Below are 21458 nucleotides of genomic sequence, written 5' to 3' on the forward strand. Positions count from 1 at the left end.
CCGCTCGTCACGAACCATGCGCATGGTCCCGCGCGCCGACACGAAGCCGGCTGGCGCTGCGGCTATAATCGCTGCGCCATCCAACGAGGACATCGCATGAAATCAGTGATCGCTTTACTCGCCGCTTCCGCCTTCGCTTCCACCGCGTTCGCCGCCAACCCGATCGAGAAGCTGCCGTCGGGCGTGATCGTCGAACAGCTGAAGGCCGGCACCGGCCCGCAACCGACCGCCAGCGACGTGGTGCGCGTGAACTATCGCGGCACGCTCACGAACGGCACCGAGTTCGACAGCTCGGCCCAGCACGGCGGCCCGGCCACGTTCCCGCTCGGCCAGGTGATCCCGTGCTGGACGCAGGGCGTGCAGAAGATGAAGGTGGGCGGCAAGGCGAAGCTGACCTGCCCGGCCGCGACCGCTTACGGCAGCCGCGCCGTCGGCACGATCCCGCCGAACAGCGACCTGATCTTCGAGGTCGAGCTGGTCGGTATCGGGCAGTAACGCCGCCGTCGACGCATGCCGGCGGCCTTCCGCCGGCATGCGGTCGAGACGCGGCATGGATCGGTCGGCCGATCCCGCCCGGATCAAGCGCGTCCCCATGCATCGCGCATCCCGTGATGACGGCCGGCCGGCTCCGGAATAAGAAAATAGACTCGGCCCGCAATCGATAGGATTCCGAAAAGCCGTCTCCCGATTTCGCCAGACAGCGGGCCATCGATCCGCCCTCGTCATCCCTCCACGAGCAGCGCTCACGCAATCGCCGGAGAATTGCACGTCCGCGCTTTGCGCTATCGCCTGCGATCATGCCGGCGCGGCCGGGCCGTCCGGATTCGGCATTTCCATATCGTTACCAAACCGATTTATCATTGCTCGTCCGCCGCGGCGCGCGAGCGGCCCTTGCCGCCCCCGCGCCGCGGTCGCTTCCCATCTCCTTTCGTATGCTGACAACCGACACCGGCGGGACCCTGGTCGCTCCAGCCGGCAGCCCGCAGGCGGATGCCGAATGCATCGCGCTGCTGCATCTGGCCCGCGCGCATTTCGGTAGCGCCGCGGCGCTGATCGTGGTCCCGACCGCCGGCGGTCCGCATCCGCTGGCCTGCGTCGGCGCGTGGCCGATGCCGATACCGGCCGATCCGTTCACGCATGACGCCGGCCGTGCACCTTGCGGCGACGCGCCGGCCGTGCTGCCTCCTGAGGGCGAAGCCTGGCCGCCGCTACCCACCGTTGCCACCACCACCGAAGCTCCCGGCTGCTATGCCGCCTGCGCATTGCGCAGCCGCGACGGCGGCCACCTCGGCGCGCTGCTGCTGCTCGATCTGGCGCCGTGCACGCTCGACGCCGCCCAATACGCGTTCCTCGTGCATCTGGCCGCGGTGGCCGGCCCGGCGCTGGAACGCGCGCTGGCCAGCAGCGCCGGGGCCGGGGCGCCGATCGCGCACGATCTGGTCGCGCTGGCGCTGAAAGGCAGCGGCACCGGCATCTGGGACCGCAACGTCGCCGAAGGCGAGATCCATTACTCGCCGGAATGGAAGGCGATGCTCGGCTACGAGCCGCACGAACTCGGCAACCGCATCGAGGACGCGGTGGACCGCGTCCACCCCGACGATCGCGCCTACGTGCAGGCCGAGATGCGCATGCATTTCGAGGGCGGCTCGGACCGCTACGAGGTGGAGCACCGGATTCGCTGCAAGGACGGCAGCTACAAGTGGATCTGCAGCCGCGGCAAGGTGGTGAGCCGCGACATCGCGGGCCGCGCGCTGCGGATGGTCGGCGCGACCACCGACATCACCGCGCTGCGCGAGGCGGCCACGCGCCATCAGCAGACCATCGACCTGATCACGAACCTGACCGACGAGGTGGACGGGCTCGTGTTCCAGTATCGCGAGACGGCCGACGGCCAGCGCTTCTTCAGCTACGCGAGCCGCGGCATCGGGCAGATCTACGAACTCGAGGCGCGGGACGTGGCAAGCAGCGCGGACGCGGTCGACGCGCGCATCGATCCGCGCGATCTGGCGGCCTACCGGCGCTCGCTGCGCGAGTCGGCCGCGAACCTCACGCCGTGGCGCCTCGAATACCGCGTGTGGCTGCCGCGCCAGGGCCTGCGCTGGCGGCAGGGCGAGGCGCGCCCGCAGCGGCTGCCCGAGGGCGGCACGCTCTGGCACGGCTTCATCACCGACGCGACCGAGCGCAAGCGGATCGAGGCCGAGCTGCACGAGCTCGCCACCATCGACCATCTGACCGGACTCGCGAACCGGCGCGACTTCCTCGCGCAGAGCGAGGCGGAATTCGCGCGGCTGCGGCGCGCCGGCAACGGCGTGGCCGCCGTGCTGATGCTCGACCTCGATCACTTCAAGGCGCTCAACGACCGCTGGGGCCATGCGCTCGGCGATCGCGCGCTGCGCCACTTCGCGCAGCTGCTGAGGCAGGAGGCGCGCAGCAGCGATATCGTCGGACGCATCGGCGGCGAGGAATTCGCCGTGGTACTGCCGGGCCTCGGCATCGACGCCGCGATCGCGTTCGGGATGCGGCTGCAGCGGCGCGTGAGCGCGTCGCCGCTCGCCGTCGACGATCGGCGGGTGGTGCTGACGGTCAGCATCGGCATCGACCGGATGATGTCGACCGACCCCGGCGTCGATCAAGTGCTCACGCGCTGCGACAAGGCGCTCTATCTCGCCAAGGCGCGCGGGCGCAACCGCGTCGAACTGTACGGCGAGTGAGGCGGGCGGCGCCCGCTACGTTGCGCGCGCCCTCGCATCGATCGATCAGGTCGATCAGGCCAGCCGGAACGACGCCGCCGCGACCTCCAGCTGGCGCGCCTGCGTTTCGAGCGAGCCGGCCGCCGCCGCGGCCTCCTCGACCAGCGCCGCGTTCTGCTGCGTCACCTGCTCCATCTGCGCGACGGCCTGGCCGATCTGCACGATGCCGCTCGCCTGCTCGCCCGACTCCGTCGAGATCTCCTGCACGATGCCCGCCACGCGCTGCACGGCCCGCACCGTCTCGTCGATCGCGGCACCGGCCTGGGCGACCTGCGTGTTGCCGGCGCGCACCTTGCCGAGCGAATCGTCGATCAGCGTGCGGATCTCGCGCGCGGCGCCCGCGCTGCGCTGCGCGAGCGTGCGCACCTCGCTGGCCACCACCGCGAAGCCGCGGCCCTGCTCGCCGGCGCGCGCCGCCTCCACCGCCGCGTTCAGCGCGAGGATGTTGGTCTGGAACGCGATGCCGTCGATCGTGCCGATCATCTCGGCCATCCGCGCGGCGCTGCCGTCGATGTCGTTCATGGTCGATACCACGCCGCGCACCATCTCGCCGCCGCGCGTCGCCAGCTGCGCCGCCTCGCCGGCCAGCGAACTCGCGGTGCGGGCGTTCTCGGCGTTGCGCGTGACGGTGGCGCTCAGCTCCTGCATGCTCGCGGCCGTCTGCTCGAGCGCGGCCGACTGCTGCTCGGTGCGCGACGACAGGTCGAGGTTGCCGGCCGCGATCTGCCGCGCGCCCACGTTCACCGAATCGGAGCTGCTCAGCACCTGCCGCACGGTGCGCGTGAGGCCGCCCTTCATCCGCTCGATGGCGCCGAACAGCCGGCCCACCTCGTTGTCGCCGGCGCGCGGGATCGCGATGCCGAGGTCGCCGTCGGCCACCCGGTCGAGCAGCCGCACCACCTCGTTCAGCGGCCGCACCACCAGCCCGCGCAGCGCGAAGTGCATGCCCACCACCAGGCCGAGCGCCGCCACCACGCCGAACCCGACCAGCCGGACCACCATCGCGTAGCGCGCCGCGCCGAGATCGGCCTCGGCCTGCGCGAGCTGGCCGGCCTGCTGCTGGAAGCGTTCGAGCGCGGCCGAATAAGCCGCGCCCGAGGCCGTGATGTCGGTGGTGTTGATCGCCGCGTAACGCGCGGGATCGTTGTTGCGCAGCGCATCGAGACCGCGCTGCACCACCTCCGCATGGGTTCGCGCGAGCCGCACGATGTCCTGCCGCAGCGCCTCGTCCTGCCCTTCGATGGCCGGCGCGTCGGCGAACGCCTGCAGTTCCGCCGCCGACTTGTCGAGGCTGCCCTGCGCGCTGCCGATCGCGCCGGTATCGACCGAGGCCTGCTCGCGAGCGGTGCTGTAGGCACGCACCAGCGCGCTGCGCGCGCGCGTCATGTCCTTGTAGGCGTCGTTGAGCCGGATCACGCGCGCCGAGATCGCATGGACGCGGCTCGTCGAGCCGTTCGCCGCATGCAGCGACGCGATCCCCATCGCGCCGCCGAGCACGATCATCACGCCGAAGATCGCGAGGACGAACAACAACCCCATTCGTATGCTGATATTTCTCATGTTGTGAATTTCCTGAACGCCACGATTGCTCCCCGCGCGCGGCGGGCCTGCCCCTCCCAGGCCGGCCCGCCGCGCGTTGCTTCCCGACCCGCCGGCCCGCGAGCCGACCCGGCGTTGTCTGCTGTCCGCCGCTGCCGCGACCGTCGTCCGACCACTGCGTCCGGCCCTTGCCGGCAACGGTGAAATCCGCAGACCGATGTCGTTTTTGATATCGGACATCATACTTCTTTGTGGCCAATCGACCCGCTTTTTTCGTATTGTCGAATACCCTGCCCTGGCTGGAAGAAGGATTCGAATCCTCCGGCAAAGCGAGAAAACAAGCGAAAAATGCCCGCCGGTGCGCCGCGTTTCCCTAGGGAAGACACGGACGACGCGCCAATCGACGCCAGCGTATTATCGTCGTGTCATCGTATGACATAAGTACATTGTCCAGCCGCACATTCCATCGACAAAGATCACAAGACAGGACGGAGACAGCAGTGAGCAAACGCGAACTCGAGACGAAGGCGAGCGATCCGGCGCAGCAGGAAACGCTCAGGATGAGCAGGCGGAATTTCATCGGCTTCAGCGGTGCGCTGATGGGCAGCGCGCTGCTTGGCGGCTGCGGCGGCGGCGACGACGCGCCGGCCGCGACGACCGGCGCCACCACGCCGACCACGCCCGCCACGCCGGTCGATCCGATCTGGGGGGCGAACGGCGCCGCGACCAACATCATCGCGTCGCTGAACGGCATCACGCAGTCGGCGTTCCGCGCCGTCGACTACGCGGTGGAGGCGTATGGCGCGCAGCCGTGCCCGGTGATCGCGCAGACGAGCCCCTATACCGACGCCACCAAGTCGCCGGTGAGCCCCGGCGCCGGCGCCACGCAGGGCGCCGGCGCGTTCGACTCGCGGCCGGCCTTCCTCGCCGCGATCGCCGCCTGCGCGGCGGCGGGCGGCGGGCGCGTGGTGGTGCCGGCCGGCACCTGGTATTGCGCCGGGCCGATCGTGCTGCAGAGCAACGTCAACTTCCACCTGAGCGCCAACTGCACGATCTTCTTCAGCCCGAACCCGGCCGACTACGCCAAGGACGGCCCGGTCAACTGCGGCGCGAACGGCAACCTCTACTACAGCCGCTGGCAGGCCAACGACTGCCTGAACTTCGGCGCGCCCGTGTACGCGCGCAACGCCAGCAACATCGCGCTGACCGGCGAAGGCCCGACCTCGACGCTCAACGGCCAGGCGATGACGCCGTTCGCCGGCTCGGGCAACACGGCCACCTGCTGGTGGACCTACAAGGGCACCACCGGCGCCTACGGCTGCGCGAGTTCGAGCACGCCCTCGCAGGCCTACACGAACCCGAACAACGTCGACCTGAAGACCGTCGCGCCCGGCATCTCCGACGCGCTCTACACGCTGCTGACCAACCCCGTCACGCCGTGGCAGCAGGACCAGAACTACCTGCCCGCGCTGTCGGAGGCGGGCGTGCCGGTGGCGCAGCGGATCTTCGGGCTCGGCCACTTCCTGCGGCCCTGCATGGTGGAATTCATCGGCTGCACCAACGTGCTGATGGAGGACTACCACACGCAGAACACGCCGTTCTGGCAGCACCACCCCACCGACTGCACCAACGTCGTGATCCGCGGCGTGATGGTCGACAGCATCGGCCCGAACAACGACGGCTTCGATCCCGACGCCTGCAACAACGTGCTCTGCGACGGCATGGTGTTCAACACCGGCGACGACTGCATCGCCATCAAGTCGGGCAAGGACCTCGATACCGAATATGGCGCGGCGCAGAACCACGTGGTGCAGAACTGCACGATGAACAGCGGCCACGGCGGCATCACGCTCGGCAGCGAGATGGGCGGCGGCGTGGAGAACATCTACGCGCGCAACCTGACGATGCTGAACCAGTTCTGGGCCACCAACTCGCTGAACATCGCGATCCGCATCAAGACCAACATGAATCGCGGCGGCTTCGTGCGCAACTTCTACGTGAACGGCGTCACGCTGCCGAACGGCGTGAGCCTGACGGGCGCCGGCTACGGCAGCAAGCTGCTCGCCGGCAGCCCGATCAACGCCACCGTGCCGCTCGGCGTGGCCAGCGCGACGGCCGGCAACCCGTCGGCCTCGCAGGGCGGCCTGATCACGTTCGACTGCGACTACCAGCCGGCCGGCGACGCGATCCGCACGCGGCCGGCGCTGGTACAGAACGTCAACATCACCAACGTGACGGCCAGCAACGTCACGCTCGGCGCGGCAACCGGCTCGTGCTTCCAGGCGATCGTCGCGCAGGGCCCGGTGGCGTTCGACTACAACGGCCCGGCGCCGACGCCGGCGGTTCCCGCCATCACGGGCGTGACGATCTCGAACTGCGACTTCGGCACGCCGACCGCGGCCGGCCCGGCCAGCGCCACCACGCCCGGGCCGATCTACGCCTGGAACGTCAACGGCATCGCGCTGCAGAACGTCACGATCGCGGGGCAGCTGTACAACACGACGATCACCGACGTGCGTTAGGCGTGATGCTTCAATGGATGGCCGTGGTTCATCCGGGCGCAGTCCGGCCGGATGAACCACCGGAAGAACGCCTGAATCACGTGCTTCGGTCGACTTGAGAGGATGAGGGAGATCATCGAATTCGGTTCTGGCGGGCTGTACGGCGGCTTGACAAGGACTTGCGCAATTGCCGGTCCGCCCGTTCCATCGCATGCATTCGCTCGTGCCGGCCGCCTCGGCGAATCAGCGCGACATTAACCCGGCACTACCCTTCGAAGGGGTTCAACACGCGTGCGCCGGTGCCGGTGAAATCATCGACATTCCGCGTCACCACGGTCAGATCGTGAATCAACGCGGTCGCAGCGATCAACTTGTCCAACGCATGTTCCGGATGAGGGACGCGCAAGTGCCCCCACAATTGCCCGACTTCCACGTCCACGGCGAGGATGTTCCGGCCAAACTCCTGAACTACGCCGACGAGCCAGTTTTCGAGCCGCGTCGCCTGCGCCTCGTCGCCACGGTAGCGGATGATCTCGACCCCTCGCCGCAGTTCACCAATCGTCACCACCGAAAGGTACAGATCGATATCATCCTGTACCGCCTTGCGGAAGAATGCCATCACGCCCGTATCCGCTCGATCCCGCTTCCGGATTTCGCTGATGACGTTAGTGTCAACCAAATACATTCGCCGCCGCCCCATCATCCACGCGCGCAAAATCGGCATCGGTGCCGACGTTCGGGATGCCCGTCAACACTTCGGCGAAAGTCCTGCGCCGGGGTGCGCATAGTGCCTTTGCCAGGATCTCGCGATGCTCGGCTTCCGCGCTGCGCCCATGCGCTGCTGCGCGCTCGCGCAGACGCTGGACAAGGCCGTCATCCACGTTTCTAACCAAAAGATTTGCCATGGTTTGCTCCACGCTCGTCAGATGCTATCAATGATAGCACTCGGCGTCCGCGCCGATCCGCGTGACGGGAATCGCCGGCGCGTGTCGTCCTCTGGCACGCCGGCGGGCCGCTTCCGAATCGGGCCGGTACATCAGGCCGATACCGTGCTTGCCGTGAATGGCGCGTGAGGGAGAGGCCGTGCCGGAGGTCATCGTCGAGGGTCGCGTGATGAAGCAGGCAGCCAGTCTGCTTTTGAATACGCGACGCTGTGGTCCGTCAACGCTCGAATTGCGTGCCGATCCGCTCACGCCGCCAGCCGGATGCGGTCCGGCCGGCGGGCGAGTCGGCCGTCGAGTGTCCGCGACCGGTGAACGCGTCGCGGACCGGGCCGGGGCCGGCGCCGGCCGCGTTCAGTCGGCGCTGTCGACCAATACCGTCTCGAGACGGTCGAACACGCGCTGCGTGGCGGCGCTGGGCGCCTCGAGCGCGAACAGCAGCAGCGAACGGCCCGTCACCTGATAGACGTCGCCGCTCGGGAATTCGGGCAGCGTCTGGCGCACCGGCATGTTGGTATCGAGCAGGCAGGTCCAGTGCCCGCCGTCCGGCACCGCCGGCAGCGTGAAGTCCACCACGTCGAAATGCGCGTTGAACACCAGCAGCAGGGTGGCGTCCGAGGCCGCCCTGACGATCCCGCTGGCCTGCGCGCGCCCGTCGATGACGAGCCCGAAGCAGCGCATCGAGGCATCGTCCCATTGCGCCTGGACGAGGTCCTCGCCCGCCGGCGAGATCCAGCGCGCGTCGGTCACGCCGAGCGCCTCGTTGTGTTCGCCGGTCAGGAATCGTCCGCGCCGCAGCACCGGCAGGCGCCGCCGCAGGGTGGTCAGCTTGCGCACGAATTCGGCGAGCGCGAGGCCGTCCTCGTCGATCCCGCTCCAGTCGATCCAGCTGATTTCGTTGTCCTGGCAATAGGCGTTGTTGTTGCCGCGCTGGGTGCGGCCGAACTCGTCGCCGCCGAGGATCATCGGCGTGCCCTGCGACAGCAGCAGCGTCGCCAGCAGGTTGCGTTTCTGGCGTTCACGCTGCGCGCGGATCTCCGGATCGTCGGTCGGGCCTTCCACGCCCATGTTCCAGGAGCGGTTGTCCGAGTGACCGTCGCGGTTGTCCTCGCCGTTCGCGTCGTTGTGCTTGTCGTTGTACGACACCAGGTCGTTCAGCGTGAAGCCGTCGTGGGCCGTGATGAAATTCACGCTGGCCCACGGGCGCCGCCCGCGACGGTTGAACTTGTCGCCCGACGCGGTGATCCGCGTGGCCAGTTCGGCCGCCATGGCGTCGTCGCCCTTCCAGTACGCGCGCACCGTGTCGCGGAACGTGTCGTTCCATTCCGACCAGCCCGGCGGGAAGCCGCCGACCTGATAGCCGCCGGGCCCGCAGTCCCACGGCTCGGCGATGAGCCGCACGCTGGCGAGCAGGGGATCCTGGCGGCAGGCATCGAGGAAGCCGCCGCCCTCGTCGAAGCCGTGCGGCTCGCGGCCGAGGATGGTGGCGAGGTCGAACCGGAAGCCGTCCACCTTCATCTCCGCCACCCAGTAGCGCAGGCTGTCGGTAACCATCTGCAGCACGCGCGGGCACGACAGGTTGAAGGTGTTCCCGGTGCCGGTATCGTTGATGTAGTAGCGCGGCTGGTCGGGCATCAGCCGGTAGTACGAGGCGTTGTCGATGCCCTTGAACGACAGCGTCGGGCCCAGCTCGTTGCCCTCGGCCGTGTGGTTGTACACGACGTCGAGGATCACCTCGAGCCCGGCCTGGTGGTAGCGGTCCACCATGGCCTTGAATTCGCCGAGGGACGCCGTCTTGTCCGCGAAATAACGCGGGTCGGCGGCAAAGAAGCCGATCGTGTTGTAGCCCCAGTAGTTCGTCAATCCCTTGTCGAGCAGGTAGCTGTCGTTGACGAAGGTGTGGACCGGCAGCAGCTCGACCGAGGTGACGCCGAGCCCGCGGATGTAATCGATCACGCGTTCGTGGGCGAAGCCGGCGAAGGTGCCGCGGATCGCTTCGGGGACCTCCGGATGCATTTTCGTGAAGCCGCGCACGTGGGCTTCGTAGACGATCACGTGATCCGGCGCCACGACGTTGCGGTCCGGATGGGTCCAGGAAAACGTCGAGTCGACCACCTTGCATTTCGGCACGAACGGCGCGCTGTCGCGCTCGTCGAACGACAGGTCGCCGTCGGGCGAGTCGAGCGTGTAGCCGAAGATTTCCGGCGCCCAGACGAGTTCGCCGACGTGGGCTTTCGCATACGGGTCGAGCAGCAGCTTGTTCGGATTGAAGCGATGGCCGCGTTCGGGCTCGTAGGGGCCATGCACGCGGTAGCCGTACACGGCGCCCGGCTCCAGGCCCGGCACGAACACATGGAACACCTCGTCCGTGTATTCGGGCAGTTCGATGCGCTCCCGCTCGGTCTTGCCGTCCGCGTCGAACAGGCAGAGCTCGACCTTGGTCGCATGGGCGGAGAACAGCGCGAAGTTGACGCCCTGCCCGGTCCATGTCGCGCCCAGCGGAAATGGCTGCCCTTCCTGTATGAAGCGGCCGAACCGGCGTTCGGAATCGGCGACCGTCGCGCCCGGGTCGTGGAGGCCGGGCTGCGGGAAAGTAGACGTGGTGGACATTTCGAGGCTCCTGGAAGGTCAGGGATGTGAGCAAAATCCGGGCCATGCGCCGGATCGGCGCGGGCGCCGCGCCGGGCGGCGCGGTGCCTCGACGGGAGCGACGTCTGCTTGTAGGAAATACAAGAACGCGACGCGGCTGGGTTCCCTCCGTACACACCTGGCGTGAAAAATGCCGGGGCCCTGGATCGAGCCGACGCCGAGCCGGCCCCTGCCAGGGGTTGAGCGTCCGGCAAGGCTTCCGGACGGCGGAATGTCCGGCGACGTCCCGTCTCGCGGTCCGCCGCGGATTAACCGTCGAGACCGGCTGCCGGCGCCTGACGACGAGAAACAACGGCTCGACGCTTCACACCGAACGCACCAGGCTCCCCGCCGCCAGCCCGCCGGCCGTCACGCCGCGGTCCGCCCCGCCCACACGGCCGGCCGCCGCCCCGCCCACGGCCGCGCCCGTTCGAGCTGCCCGGCCAGCCGCAACAACACGTCCTCGCGCGCGAATCCGGCCGCGAACTGCATGCCGACCGGCAGGCCCGTCTGCGGATGGCTCGCGAGCGGCACCGACATGGCGGGAACGCCGGCCACGTTGAACGGCGGCGCGAACGGCGCCTGCCGGAACACATGCCCGGTCCATTCGAGCCCGCTCATCGCCTCGGCGCCCTCGCCGTAGGCGCCGATCGGCGGCGGCATGCGCGGCAGCGTCGGCGTGAGCAGCACGTCGAACGCCTCGAACCAGCCGGCCACGGCGCGCGTCACGGTGTTGCGCTGCGCCAGCGCGGCGGCAAACGCGGCGGCCGTGCCGCTGGTGCCATAGTGGAAGCAGGCCAGCGTGGCCGGCTCCAGCGTCGTGGCGTCGATCGGCCGGCCGGTGGCGGCGGCCAGCCCCTCGATCCAGCCCACCAGCGTGGCGCACCAGATCGTCGCGTTCATCTGCACGAACGCGTCCCACGACACGCCGAGCGCGGGACGCACCTCGAACACGGCATGGCCCAGCTCCTCGAGCAGCGCCGCGCTCGCCTCGACCTGCGCCGCGATGGCGGGGTCGGTGCGCTCGCCGCTCCATGGGTCGATCATCATGCCGATCCGCAGCCGGCCCGGCTCGCGGCCCACCTCGGACAGGAAGCTGCGCTCGGGCGCGGCGGTCATGTAAGGGTCGCCCGGCGCGTGGCCCTGTATCGCGTCGAGCAGGGCCGCGCTGTCGCGCACGCTGCGGCTCACGCCCAGCTGCACGCCGAAGCCCGCGAACACCTCGTCGAGCGCCGGGCCGTTCGAGCTGCGTCCGCGCGTGGGCTTGAGCCCGAACAGGCCGTTGCAGGCGGCCGGCACGCGAATCGAGCCGGCCGCGTCGGTGGCATGCGCGAGCGGCACGATGCCGGCCGCCACCGCCGCCGCAGCGCCGCCGCTGGAACCGCCCGCGCCCAGCGCCGTCTGCCACGGGTTGCGCGTGGCGCCCTGCAGCACGGATTCGGTGGTGGTGCTGAACGCCATTTCGGGCGTGGTGGTGCGGCCGATCGTGACCAGCCCCGCCGCGCGAAAGCGCGACATCAGCCACGAATCGTCGGGTGCCACCATGCCGGCGGCGAGCCGGCTGCCGAGTTCCAGCCGCCTGCCGCGCATCGCCACCGCGAGATCCTTGATCAGGAACGGCACGCCGGCCAGCGGCCCGGCGCCGTGGGCAGGCTCATCGTGTTCGCCGCGCCCGCCGCTCCCGCTCGCGGGCCAGTGCTCGATGACCGCGTTGAGCGAGGGATTCACGGCCTCGATCGCCGCGCCCGCGAGTGCCGCCAGTTCGGCCGCCGTGACGTCGCCGTCGGCCACCCGCTTCGATAGCCCGACCGCGTCGTGGCTCGTGTATTCGTCGAGATTCATGTTCGCCTCCGTTGGAACAGCGAGACGATAAGCGCGGCGCGCGCCGCCGATTAGCCGCACCAAGCGGCAAGGATTACACCACCCATGGCACAATCGGCGAGCCGGCACGGCGCCCGCCGGCATCGACCGGAGGCACGCATTCATGGCCAGGGATCTCAACGACACGCTCGTCTTCGTGCGCGTGGTGCAGGCCGGCAGCTTCACGGCCGCGGCGCTGGCGCTGCAGATGCCGAAGACCACCGTGAGCCGGCGCGTGCGCGAACTCGAGGCCCACCTCGGCGCGCAGCTGCTGCACCGGACCACGCGCAAGCTGCGCCTCACCGAGGCCGGCACCGCCTATTTCGAGCGCTGCGGCCCGATCGCCGCGCAGCTCGACGAGGCCGAGCACGCGGTGCAGCGCATTCGCGGCAGGCCGGCGGGCTGGCTGCGCGTGACGCTGCCCTACTCGTTCGGCGCCACCTGGATCGCGCCGCTGATCGCCGGCTTCCGCACGCGCTACCCCGAGATGCGGCTCGAGATCCTCGCCACGCACGTGCCGCTCGACCTGTTCGAGGCGGACGTGGACGTGGCGCTGCGCCTGGGCGTGCCGCCCGATTCGAGCCTCGTGGCGCGGCGGCTCGGCAGCTTCCCGACCTCGATCTACGCGAGTCCCGCCTGGTTCGAACACCACGGCGCGCCCGAGCATCCCGACGCGCTGCGGCGGCTGCCGGCGCTCGCGCTGCATCAGGCGCGCAGCGAACGCGGCTACGACTGGCCGCTGCGCCGGGCGGGCCGCAAGGCGGTGCGCTATGCCATCGAGCCGGTGATCGTCGCGAGCGATCCCGTGCTGCTGCTGGACGCCGCGCGCGCGGGCCAGGGCATGCTGCTGGCGATGGACGCGAGCATGGCGCCCGAGGTCGAGGCGGGCCGCCTGCGCCGCGTGCTGCCCGACTGGAGCGGGCCGCCGCAGGATCTCAACGCGCTGTTTCCGCGCGAACGCGTGGCGTCGCCGAAACGGCAGGCATTCCTGAACTACCTGAAGGCGCAGCTGCGTTTCGCGCCCGCGCGCTGAACCGCGCGGCTAGCGCTGCGCGGCCTTCTGCACCGCGCTGAACAGCTGGTCGGCGTCGAACGGCTTGCGCAGCGCCGTCCACGGGAAACCGGGGTCCTCGTCCTTCGAGACGGCGTGGCCCGAGGCGAAGATCACGCCGATGCCGGGGCACAGCCGCACGGCCTCGCGCGCCAGGTCCATGCCGTACATCTGCGGCAGCGTCAGGTCGGTCAGCAGCACGTCGAACGGCTGCGTGCGCAGCGCCTCCAGCGCCGCGCCCGGATCGGCCACCTTCACCGGCTCGTGGCCGCACATGGTCAGCAGCAGGCCGACCGCCTCCAGCGAATCGACGTCGTCGTCCACCACCAGCACGCGCGTGGCCGCCGGCTGGTTTTGACTTTGATCCTGGCCTTCCTGGCCCGGCCCGGCCGCATCCGCGCGCGCGGCCTCCTCCCCCGCCGCCTCGGTCGTGTCCTCGCTCACGCCCGGGCCGAGCATCAGCCGCAGCTTGTAGGCGAGCTGCTCGCGGCTGTAGGGCTTGCTGAGCAGTTCCACGCCGGGGTCCAGCCGCCCGCCATGGACGATCGCGTTCTGGGTGTAGCCCGAGGTGAACAGCACCTTGAGCGCGGGCAGCATCTGCATGGCGCGGCGCGCCATGTCGGGGCTGCGCACCGGCCCCGGCATCACCACGTCGGTGAACACCAGATCGACGTGGACGCCGCTGCCGATCACGGCCAGCGCCTGCTGCGCGTCGTTGGCCTTGAGCACGGCGTAGCCGAGCCCCGCCAGCATGTCGATCACCGTGGACTGCACCGACAGGTCGTCCTCCACCACCAGGATCGTCTCGCTGCCGCGCCGCGGCGCGCCGAAGCGCGTCGGGCGCGGGTCGGCGAGCGCCTCGGTGGAGCGCGGCAGGTAGATCTTCACGGTGGTGCCGTGGCCCGGCTCGCTGTAGATTCGGATGTGGCCGCCGCTCTGCTTGACGAAGCCATAGGCCATGCTGAGGCCGAGCCCGGTGCCGTGCCCCTCCGGCTTGGTGGTGAAGAACGGTTCGAACGCGCGGTCGAGCACCTCGCGTGTCATGCCGGCGCCGGTGTCGGTCACGGCCAGCATCACGTACTGGCCGGCCGGCACGTCGGGCACGCTCGCCACGTAGCCGTCGTCGAGCATCGCGTTGGCCAGTTCGAGCGTGAGCTTGCCGCCGTCGGGCATCGCATCGCGCGCGTTGATGGCAAGGTTCAGCACCACGTTCTCGAGCTGGTGCGGATCGACCTGGGTGTTCCAGAGGCCGCCCGCCACCACCGTCTCGATCTCCACCGGCTCGCCGAGCGCCTGGCGCAGCAGGTCGTCGATGTTGCGCAGCAGCCGCGCCGGGCTGATGACGACGGGCTGCAGCGGCTGGCGGCGCCCGAACGCGAGCAGGTGGGACGCCAGCCGCGCGCCGCGATCGACCGCGCCGATCGCCTTGCCGAGCCGCTCGCGCGACCACGGGTCCGGTTCGTGGCGGCTCAGCAGCAGTTCGAGGTTGCCGCGCATCACCTGCAGCACGTTGTTGAAATCGTGCGCGACGCCGCCCGTCAGCTTGCCGATCGCCTCCATCTTCTGCGCCTGGAACAGCGCGGTGCGCGTCTGCTCCAGCAGCTCGGCCGCGTTGCGGCGCTCGGTGATGTCGCGCGTGACCTTGGCGAAACCGATCAGCTCGCCCTCATGGCGGATCGCGTCGATCACGACGTGCGCCCAGAAGCGGCTGCCGTCGCGCCGCACGCGCCAGCCCTCGGCCTCGAAGCGGCCCTCGCGGCGGGCCGTCTCGAGCCCGCGCATCGGCACGCCGGCGGCGGCATCCTCGGTGGTGTAGAAGCGCGAGAAATGCGAGCCGATGATCTGCTCGTCGGTATAGCCCTTGATGCGCTCGGCGCCGGCGTTCCAGTTCGCCACGTAGCCGTCGGGCGAGAGCATGAAGATCGCGTAGTCCACCACGCCCTGCACGAGCAGGCGAAAGCGCCGTTCGCTCTCGAGCACGGCGTCGTGGTCGGCCTTCTTGTCGGTGATGTCGCGCACCACCTCGACGAAACCGGGCAGGCCGCCGTTGCCGTCGGACAGCGCCGTGATCACGATGTTGGCCCAGAACGGCTCGCCGTCGCGGCGCAGCCGCCAGCCTTCCTTCGCGTACCGGCCGTCGGCGGCGGCGGCGGCCAGCGCCGCCTCGGGCGCCCCGGCCACGCGCTCCGCGTCGCGATACAGCACGCTCACGTGCTGCCCGACGATGTCCTCGCGCCGATAGCCGTGGATCAGCTGGCCGCCGCGATTCCAGCTCAGGATGCGGCCGTCCGGCGCCAGCGCGCAGATCGAGTAATCCTCGGTAGTCTCCATCCAGATGGCCGGCCAATGCGCGGCCAGACCCGATCCGTCTTCGATTCGATTCGTCATGATTCCGACAACCCCAGACACGTCGGCAACGGTGGCGGCGGCAGACCGGCGTCTGCCCCGCTCGACGGCGTTACCGGCGCATTGCCATTTCGTTGCGCAAGCTGCGCTCCCCGGGACGGGGCGGCGCCTCGCGTCGAGGGCGCCGCGGTTCGTCCTTCCTCCGCATTCGCGATTTCCGGATGCCGCCGCCCGCAGCGGGCGGACGGCCGCCGTGTCGAGGGTCGTTACCCGAGACGGCGCACCGAAAATTTCCCGCATTGTGTCATTTTTTGGACGCGACGCCGACCAGCGGGTGCGGGCGCGCCATTTTCCGAGGGCGAACGCGCCGGCCCGATGCACCGGGAATGCGGGGGGAGGAACGCGGCGCCGGGCGATCCGGCGAGGATCGGCGACGGCATCGCATCGGGGGAAGCGGGGATGAAACGGGGGAAGGAGAACGAGCCGCCGGGCCGCACGAACCGCCGGCGGCATTGAGGCCGGCATTGCGGCCGGTATCGAGGCCGGTCGCGGCCGGCATCAGGACCGGCCGCGCGCCCGGTTCGTCCGGATCGACACGGCCGGCAGGTCGGGCACACGCCGCGCCGGCCGCGCGCGCCTTAGGCCGGCTCCATGCCGAACGCGCGCTTCGCGGCCTCGGCCCGCGGCGAGGCGAGGAAGGCCAGGAACCGGCGGGCCGCGTCCACGCGCGCCGGCGCCGCCGTCGTGCAAAGCGCCGCGCCGAACACCGTCACGGCCTGCACCGCGTCGGGCAGCGGCCCGAGCACGACGATGCCGGGCTGGCCGAGCAGTTCGCTGCCCTGCTGGAAGCCGAGTTCGACCTCCCCGCTCGCCACCAGGCTCGCCACCGGCACGCCGGGGCGCGCCTGCACGAGACGCGCGGCGATCGCGTCGGCGAGCCCCCAGCGCGCGAACAGCGCTTCGAGATGGCGCCCGCTCGGCCCGGTCGAATAGCCGATCGCGCGGCTGTCGGCCACGGCCTGCCGCACGGCCGGCTCGGTGTCGATCGCGGGACGCGGCGCGCCCTCGCGCACCGCCACCGCGATCCCCGAGCGGGCCACCGCCACCCGGCTCGCGGCGTCGATGTGCCCAGCTTGCGCGAGGCTCGCCAGCGCGTCGCCGGCCAGCGCGACGAGATCGAACGACTCGGCCTGCGCGACGCGGCGCGCGGCTTCCACGCCGCCCACCGATTCGACGGCGACGCGCTGCCCGGTGAGCGCGGCATGCTCGTCCGCCAGCCGCTGCAGGATCTGCCGCGTGGCCATCGACGAGATCAGCGTGAGCGGCGGTGCGCCGCCTTCGTGGGAGGTCATCGGTGCCGGCGCTCCCTAGTCGATGTAGCGCAGGCCGGCCTGCGCGAGCGTCTCGCGCATCTTGTACATGTCGAGCCCGAGCACGCCCGAGGCGAGCTTCGCGCGCTTGTCGGCCTCGTTGGCCTCGCGCGCCGCGGCCTTTTCCAGCACCTCGGCGGCACGCGCGCGCGGCACCACCACCACGCCGTCGTCGTCGGCCACCACCACGTCGCCGGGCGTGACGAGCGCGCCCGCGCAGACCACCGGCACGTTGACCGAGCCGAGCGTCGCCTTCACGGTGCCCTTCGACGAGATCGCCTTGCTCCAGACCGGGAAATCCATCTGCTTGAGCACGGCCACGTCGCGCACGCCGCCGTCGATCACGAGGCCGCGCGCGCCGCGCGCCTGGAAGCTGGTGGCCAGCAGGTCGCCGAAGAAGCCGTCGGTGGTATCGGCGGTGCAGGCCGCGATCACCAGGTCGCCGGGGCGGATCTGCTCGGCGGCCACGTGCAGCATCCAGTTGTCGCCGGGCTGCAGCAGCACCGTGACGGCCGTGCCGCCGGCCTGTGCGCCGGGATAGATCGGCCGCATGACCGGCTTCATCAGGCCGACCCGGCCCATTGCCTCATGGACGGTCGCGCTGCCGAGCGCGCCCAGCTTGGTCGCGACGTCGCCGTCCGCGCGTTCGATATTGCGATACACCACACCGATTTCGTACATGGTCAGATTCCCTTGCGTTTGAGCGCCGCGTCGAGCCGCGGATAGACGCGCCGCGCGTTGCCTTCGTAGATCTGCTGGCGAGTCGCCGCGTCGATGTCGAGCGCCTCGATATAGCGTTTGGTGTCGTCGTAGTAGTGCCCGGTCTCGGGATCGATGCCGCGCACCGCGCCGATCATCTCGCTCGCGAACAGGATGTTGTCGACCGGGATCACGCCGGTCAGCAGGTCGATGCCGGGCTGGTGATAGACGCAGGTGTCGAAGAACACGTTGTTGAGCAGGTGGTCCTTCAGGAGCGGCTTCTTCATCTCCTGCGCGAGGCCGCGGAAGCGTCCCCAGTGGTAGGGCACCGCGCCGCCGCCGTGCGGGATCACGAACTTCAGCGTCGGGAAGTCCTTGAACAGGTCCGAGGTCAGGCACTGCATGAACGCGGTGGTGTCCGCGTTCAGGTAGTGGGCGCCGGTGGTATGGAAGCAGTGGTTGCAGCTGGTGCTGACGTGGATCATCGCCGGGATCCCGTACTCGACCATCTTCTCGTAGATCGGATACCACGAGCGGTCCGACAGCGGCGGGCTGGTCCAGTGGCCGCCCGACGGATCGGGATTCAGGTTGATCGCCACGTTGCCGTACTGCTCGACGCACTTCACGAGCTCGGGAATGCAGGTCTTCGGATCGACGCCGGGGCTCTGCGGCAGCATCGCGGCCGGCGTGAAGTGATCGGGGAACAGCTGGCTCACGCGGTAGCAAAGCTCGTTGCAGATCGCGGCCCAGGTGCTCGACACCTCGAAGTCGCCGATGTGGTGCGCCATGAAGCTCGCGCGCGGGCTGAACACGGTCAGGTCCAGGCCGCGCTCCTTCATCAGGCGCAGCTGGTTGGTCTCGATCGACTCGCGCAGCTCGTCGTCGCTGATCTTCAGCTCCGACACGGCCGGCTTCTGGGCCGGATCGGCGATGCCGGCGATCTGCCGGTTGCGCCACGCCTCCAGCGCCTTCGGCGCGGTCGTGTAGTGGCCGTGAATATCGATGATCATTTGTATTCCTTATCGTGGATACGTCGAACCGGACGAACGGGACGCGCGAGCCGGGCCATCGGGTCGAGCCGTCAGGCCAGGCCGCGCGGGCCGCCCGCGCCGGTCAGGGCTTGGCGTCGGTGCCGCCCGCTTCGCCTGCTTCATCTTCCTGGCCCTGGTCCCAGGCCAGCTTGCCGGCCGTCTTGCCGGCCACCGAATACAGCGCGCCCGGCGCGTTGCGCGTGCGCTGGAACGCCTCGAGCGTTTCGCCGCGCATCGCCGCGTAGATGTGCAGGTTCGATACGCCCGTCACGGCGCCGAGCTTCTCCAGCATGAAGAAGATCACGCCGTAGTGCAGCAGGCCGCGCCAGTCGCGCCGGCGGATCAGGTCGCGTTCCGGCTCCGAGAGCCCGGCCGCCTCGAAGCTGGCCTCGGGGTCGGCCGTGAACGCCGCGCGATGCGCGGGCTCCACCATGCGGTGCAGGTACTCGTTGATGCGGTAGGCCTTCACCGCGGTCTCGATCGAGAACGGATAGGTGCCCTCCAGCTGCTCGATGCCGTCGAGCTGCGCGGCCATGTGGCGGCGATGCCGCTCGACGGCGGCCGGCGCCGGCGCCTGCTCGACGCTCTCGAACACGGCCGTGGCGATGCCCGCCATCGACGGCAGGTAGTAGCTGCGATGCTTGCACTCGACGCTCGCCGACAGCGCGCCGCGCATGGTCAGCCACATGATCACCTCGGCGCCCTCGAAGCCGCCGAGCGTCGCGTATTCGGCGATCGTCATGTCGGCGAGCTGCTCGGGGTCGTGCTGGAACAGGTCGAGGAAGCGGTGATCCCAGTCGGTGTTGTTGAAGCCGGCGCGCTCGCCGTGAACCTGGTGGGACAGCCCGCCGGTGGCCACGATCGCCACGCGCAGATCCTCCGGATAGCTCTCCACCGCGCGCCGCAGCGCCTGGCCGAGCTTGTAGAAGCGCCGCGCGCTCGGCACCGGCAGCTGCAGCACGCCCATCTGCAGCGGGACCAGCCGCACCGGCCAGGCGGGATCGTGCGGACACAGCATCGACAGCGGCGAGAAGCAGCCGTGATCGAGCTTGCGGTTCTGGAAGAACGACATGTCGAACTCGTCGGCCATCAGCGACCGGCCGACGTGCGCCGCGAACGCGGGATCGCCCTGGATCGGCGGCAGGTCGCGCGCGCCGCCGCCCTCGTCGGCCACTTCCCACTGCGGCCCGACGCCGAGCGCGAACGCCGAGTAGTGATCGAAGAAGAACGACGTGACGTGATCGTTGTAGATCAGCAGCAGCACGTCGGGCTGCTTGTCCGCGAGCCAGTCGGCCAGCGGGGCGAAGTTCTCGAAGATCGGCGCCCAGACGGCGTCGTCGCGCTTGTTCTTGTCGAAGGCGAAACCGATCGTCGGGGTGTGCGATGCGGCGATGCCGCCAATGATCCGGGCCATACTCGCGTCCTGGTTGGGGGGAGCCCGACGCGACCGCCGGCGGGCAACAGATAAGCGTATGAGATATGACGCGCCGCCCAGCGTCAACACACCGGATCGTGAAAAAAGAACCCCCGAAAACCGCCACGAAGCGCCGCCACGCCTCGCCCGCGCGGCGTTCGGGTGGATCGGCCAAACCGGGGGCGATAACTATTTCCGAAGGGTCCGCATGCAAAAGGCAAGCTTCGGCGCGGCGGTGCCGCGATAGCATTGGCTTTTCCGATATCGCCGGTGCCGCGCGGGCGATCGCCGCCGCGCCGCCCGGCCACCGAGCCCCGCCATGAACCACGCCGCCCCGTCCCCGCAGCCGGTCGCCATCGTCGGGTTCGGCGAAGTCGGCCCGATCCTCGCCCGCGCGTTCGCGGACCAGGGCCTCGCCGTCGCCGCCTACGACCTCAAGCTCGATCACCCCGAGACGCGCGAGTCGATCCTGCAGCGCGCGCGGGCCAGCGGCGCGCAGGCGGCCGACAGCCTCGCGGCGGCGCTCGACGGCGCGCAGCTGGTGTTCTCCGCCGTCACGGCGAGCCAGGCCGGCGCGGTGGCCGCCGCCTGCGCGCCGCTGCTCGGCGCGGGCCAGGTGTTCATCGATCTGAACTCGGTGTCGCCGGCCGTCAAGCAGCGCAACGCCGAACGGGTCGAGGGCGGCCGCGCCGACTACGTCGAAGCGGCCGTGATGGCGCCCGTGCCGCCGCACGGCATCCGCGTGCCGATGCTGCTCGGCGGCGCCCGGGCCGCCGAACTGGCCGGGCGCCTGAACGGGCTCGGGATGCGCACCGAGGCGGTGGCCGACGCGGTCGGGCTGGCCTCGGCCATCAAGCTCTGCCGCAGCATCATGATCAAGGGCATGGAGGCGCTGTGCGTGCAGTCGATGCTCGCGGCCAACGCGTTCGGCGTCGATGCGCGCGTGCTGGCCTCGCTCGCCGCGAGCTTTCCCGGCACCGGCTGGGACAGCGGCTACGAGGCCTACCTGATCGGCCGCGTGGTGGAGCACGGGCAGCGCCGCTCGGAGGAGATGGACGAGGCGGCCGCCATGCTCGACAGCCTCGGCATGTCGGGCGCGCTCGCGCGGGAAGTCGCCGCGGTCCAGCGCGAGCAGGCCGCGCGGGCGCCGGCGCTGCGCGCCGCGCTCGACGAACGCGGCGCGCTGCCGGACTGGCGCGACCTGCTGCGCCGCGAGTGATCGCGCGCGCCGCCGGCAGCCGTCGGTAGCGGGCGGCATCCGGCACCAATCGGCCCCTCGCGGGGCCACGGCGTGCGCCGCGGCGCGCGACGACGCAACCCCACATGAA

General features: G+C 70.1%; 15 protein-coding genes. 5 read left to right on the top strand and 10 right to left on the bottom strand.

The annotated features are described in order from the left end of the window. The first annotated feature begins 96 nt into the window (after positions 1 to 96). On the top strand, positions 97 to 495 hold the full coding sequence (locus tag BpN12_RS09780) for an FKBP-type peptidyl-prolyl cis-trans isomerase (protein ID WP_246792293.1): 399 nt from the start codon (positions 97 to 99) through the stop codon (positions 493 to 495). 437 nt (positions 496 to 932) lie between these two features. Next, positions 933 to 2711 (top strand): sensor domain-containing diguanylate cyclase, encoded by a 1779-nt coding sequence (locus BpN12_RS09785; protein WP_246792295.1) that lies wholly within the window; start codon positions 933 to 935, stop codon positions 2709 to 2711. Positions 2712 to 2765: 54 nt separating this feature from the next. On the opposite strand, the gene BpN12_RS09790 is transcribed toward BpN12_RS09785, so the two are convergent. Continuing rightward, entirely contained in the window at positions 2766 to 4310 is a 1545-nt protein-coding gene (locus BpN12_RS09790; protein ID WP_246792297.1) for a methyl-accepting chemotaxis protein, read from the bottom strand. Positions 4311 to 4849: 539 nt separating this feature from the next. On the opposite strand from BpN12_RS09790, the gene BpN12_RS09795 reads away from it, so the two are divergent. Then, positions 4850 to 6811, top strand: a complete 1962-nt coding sequence (locus BpN12_RS09795; protein ID WP_246794677.1) for a glycoside hydrolase family 28 protein — start codon at positions 4850 to 4852, stop codon at positions 6809 to 6811. A 244-nt stretch (positions 6812 to 7055) separates the two neighbouring features. Here BpN12_RS09795 and BpN12_RS09800 read toward each other — a convergent pair whose 3' ends face one another. The 4 genes from BpN12_RS09800 to BpN12_RS09815 form a co-directional block, all read right to left on the bottom strand. Then, positions 7056 to 7475 carry a type II toxin-antitoxin system VapC family toxin gene (locus BpN12_RS09800; RefSeq protein ID WP_246792299.1) on the bottom strand — a complete coding sequence of 140 codons (420 nt, stop codon included), beginning with the start codon at positions 7473 to 7475 and terminating at the stop codon, positions 7056 to 7058. Then, a complete protein-coding gene (locus BpN12_RS09805; RefSeq protein ID WP_246792300.1) occupies positions 7462 to 7695 on the bottom strand; it encodes a FitA-like ribbon-helix-helix domain-containing protein in 234 nt (77 codons plus the stop codon). Before BpN12_RS09805 ends, BpN12_RS09800 begins: the two co-directional genes overlap by 14 nt. 390 nt (positions 7696 to 8085) lie before the next feature. After that, positions 8086 to 10341 (bottom strand): glycogen debranching protein GlgX, encoded by a 2256-nt coding sequence (gene glgX, locus BpN12_RS09810; RefSeq protein WP_246792302.1) that lies wholly within the window; start codon positions 10339 to 10341, stop codon positions 8086 to 8088. Positions 10342 to 10728: 387 nt separating this feature from the next. Then, positions 10729 to 12201 (bottom strand): amidase, encoded by a 1473-nt coding sequence (locus BpN12_RS09815; protein WP_246792304.1) that lies wholly within the window; start codon positions 12199 to 12201, stop codon positions 10729 to 10731. A 142-nt stretch (positions 12202 to 12343) separates the two neighbouring features. Between BpN12_RS09815 and BpN12_RS09820 the strand changes: the two genes are divergently transcribed. Continuing rightward, positions 12344 to 13252, top strand: coding sequence for a LysR family transcriptional regulator (locus BpN12_RS09820; RefSeq protein WP_246792305.1), 909 nt, complete (start codon positions 12344 to 12346; stop codon positions 13250 to 13252). Between the two features lie 9 nt (positions 13253 to 13261). On the opposite strand, the gene BpN12_RS09825 is transcribed toward BpN12_RS09820, so the two are convergent. From BpN12_RS09825 to BpN12_RS09845, 5 genes are all read right to left on the bottom strand, one after another. Then, positions 13262 to 15658, bottom strand: coding sequence for a PAS domain S-box protein (locus BpN12_RS09825; protein WP_246792306.1), 2397 nt, complete (start codon positions 15656 to 15658; stop codon positions 13262 to 13264). Positions 15659 to 16254: 596 nt separating this feature from the next. Beyond that, positions 16255 to 16968, bottom strand: a complete 714-nt coding sequence (locus BpN12_RS09830) for a substrate-binding domain-containing protein (protein WP_246792307.1) — start codon at positions 16966 to 16968, stop codon at positions 16255 to 16257. Positions 16969 to 16983: 15 nt separating this feature from the next. Continuing rightward, positions 16984 to 17667: a 4-carboxy-4-hydroxy-2-oxoadipate aldolase/oxaloacetate decarboxylase gene (gene ligK / locus BpN12_RS09835; protein ID WP_246792308.1), complete on the bottom strand. Its 684-nt coding sequence runs from the start codon at positions 17665 to 17667 to the stop codon at positions 16984 to 16986. Positions 17668 to 17669: 2 nt separating this feature from the next. After that, positions 17670 to 18695, bottom strand: a complete 1026-nt coding sequence (locus tag BpN12_RS09840; protein ID WP_246792310.1) for an amidohydrolase family protein — start codon at positions 18693 to 18695, stop codon at positions 17670 to 17672. 103 nt (positions 18696 to 18798) lie between these two features. Continuing rightward, on the bottom strand, positions 18799 to 20130 hold the full coding sequence (locus BpN12_RS09845; RefSeq protein WP_246792311.1) for a gallate dioxygenase: 1332 nt from the start codon (positions 20128 to 20130) through the stop codon (positions 18799 to 18801). A gap of 319 nt (positions 20131 to 20449) precedes the next feature. On the opposite strand from BpN12_RS09845, the gene BpN12_RS09850 reads away from it, so the two are divergent. Then, positions 20450 to 21349 (top strand): NAD(P)-dependent oxidoreductase, encoded by a 900-nt coding sequence (locus BpN12_RS09850; protein ID WP_246792313.1) that lies wholly within the window; start codon positions 20450 to 20452, stop codon positions 21347 to 21349. Positions 21350 to 21458 lie beyond the last annotated feature (109 nt).

This window comes from Burkholderia perseverans (assembly GCF_022870505.1).
Taxonomy (GTDB): domain Bacteria; phylum Pseudomonadota; class Gammaproteobacteria; order Burkholderiales; family Burkholderiaceae; genus Burkholderia; species Burkholderia plantarii.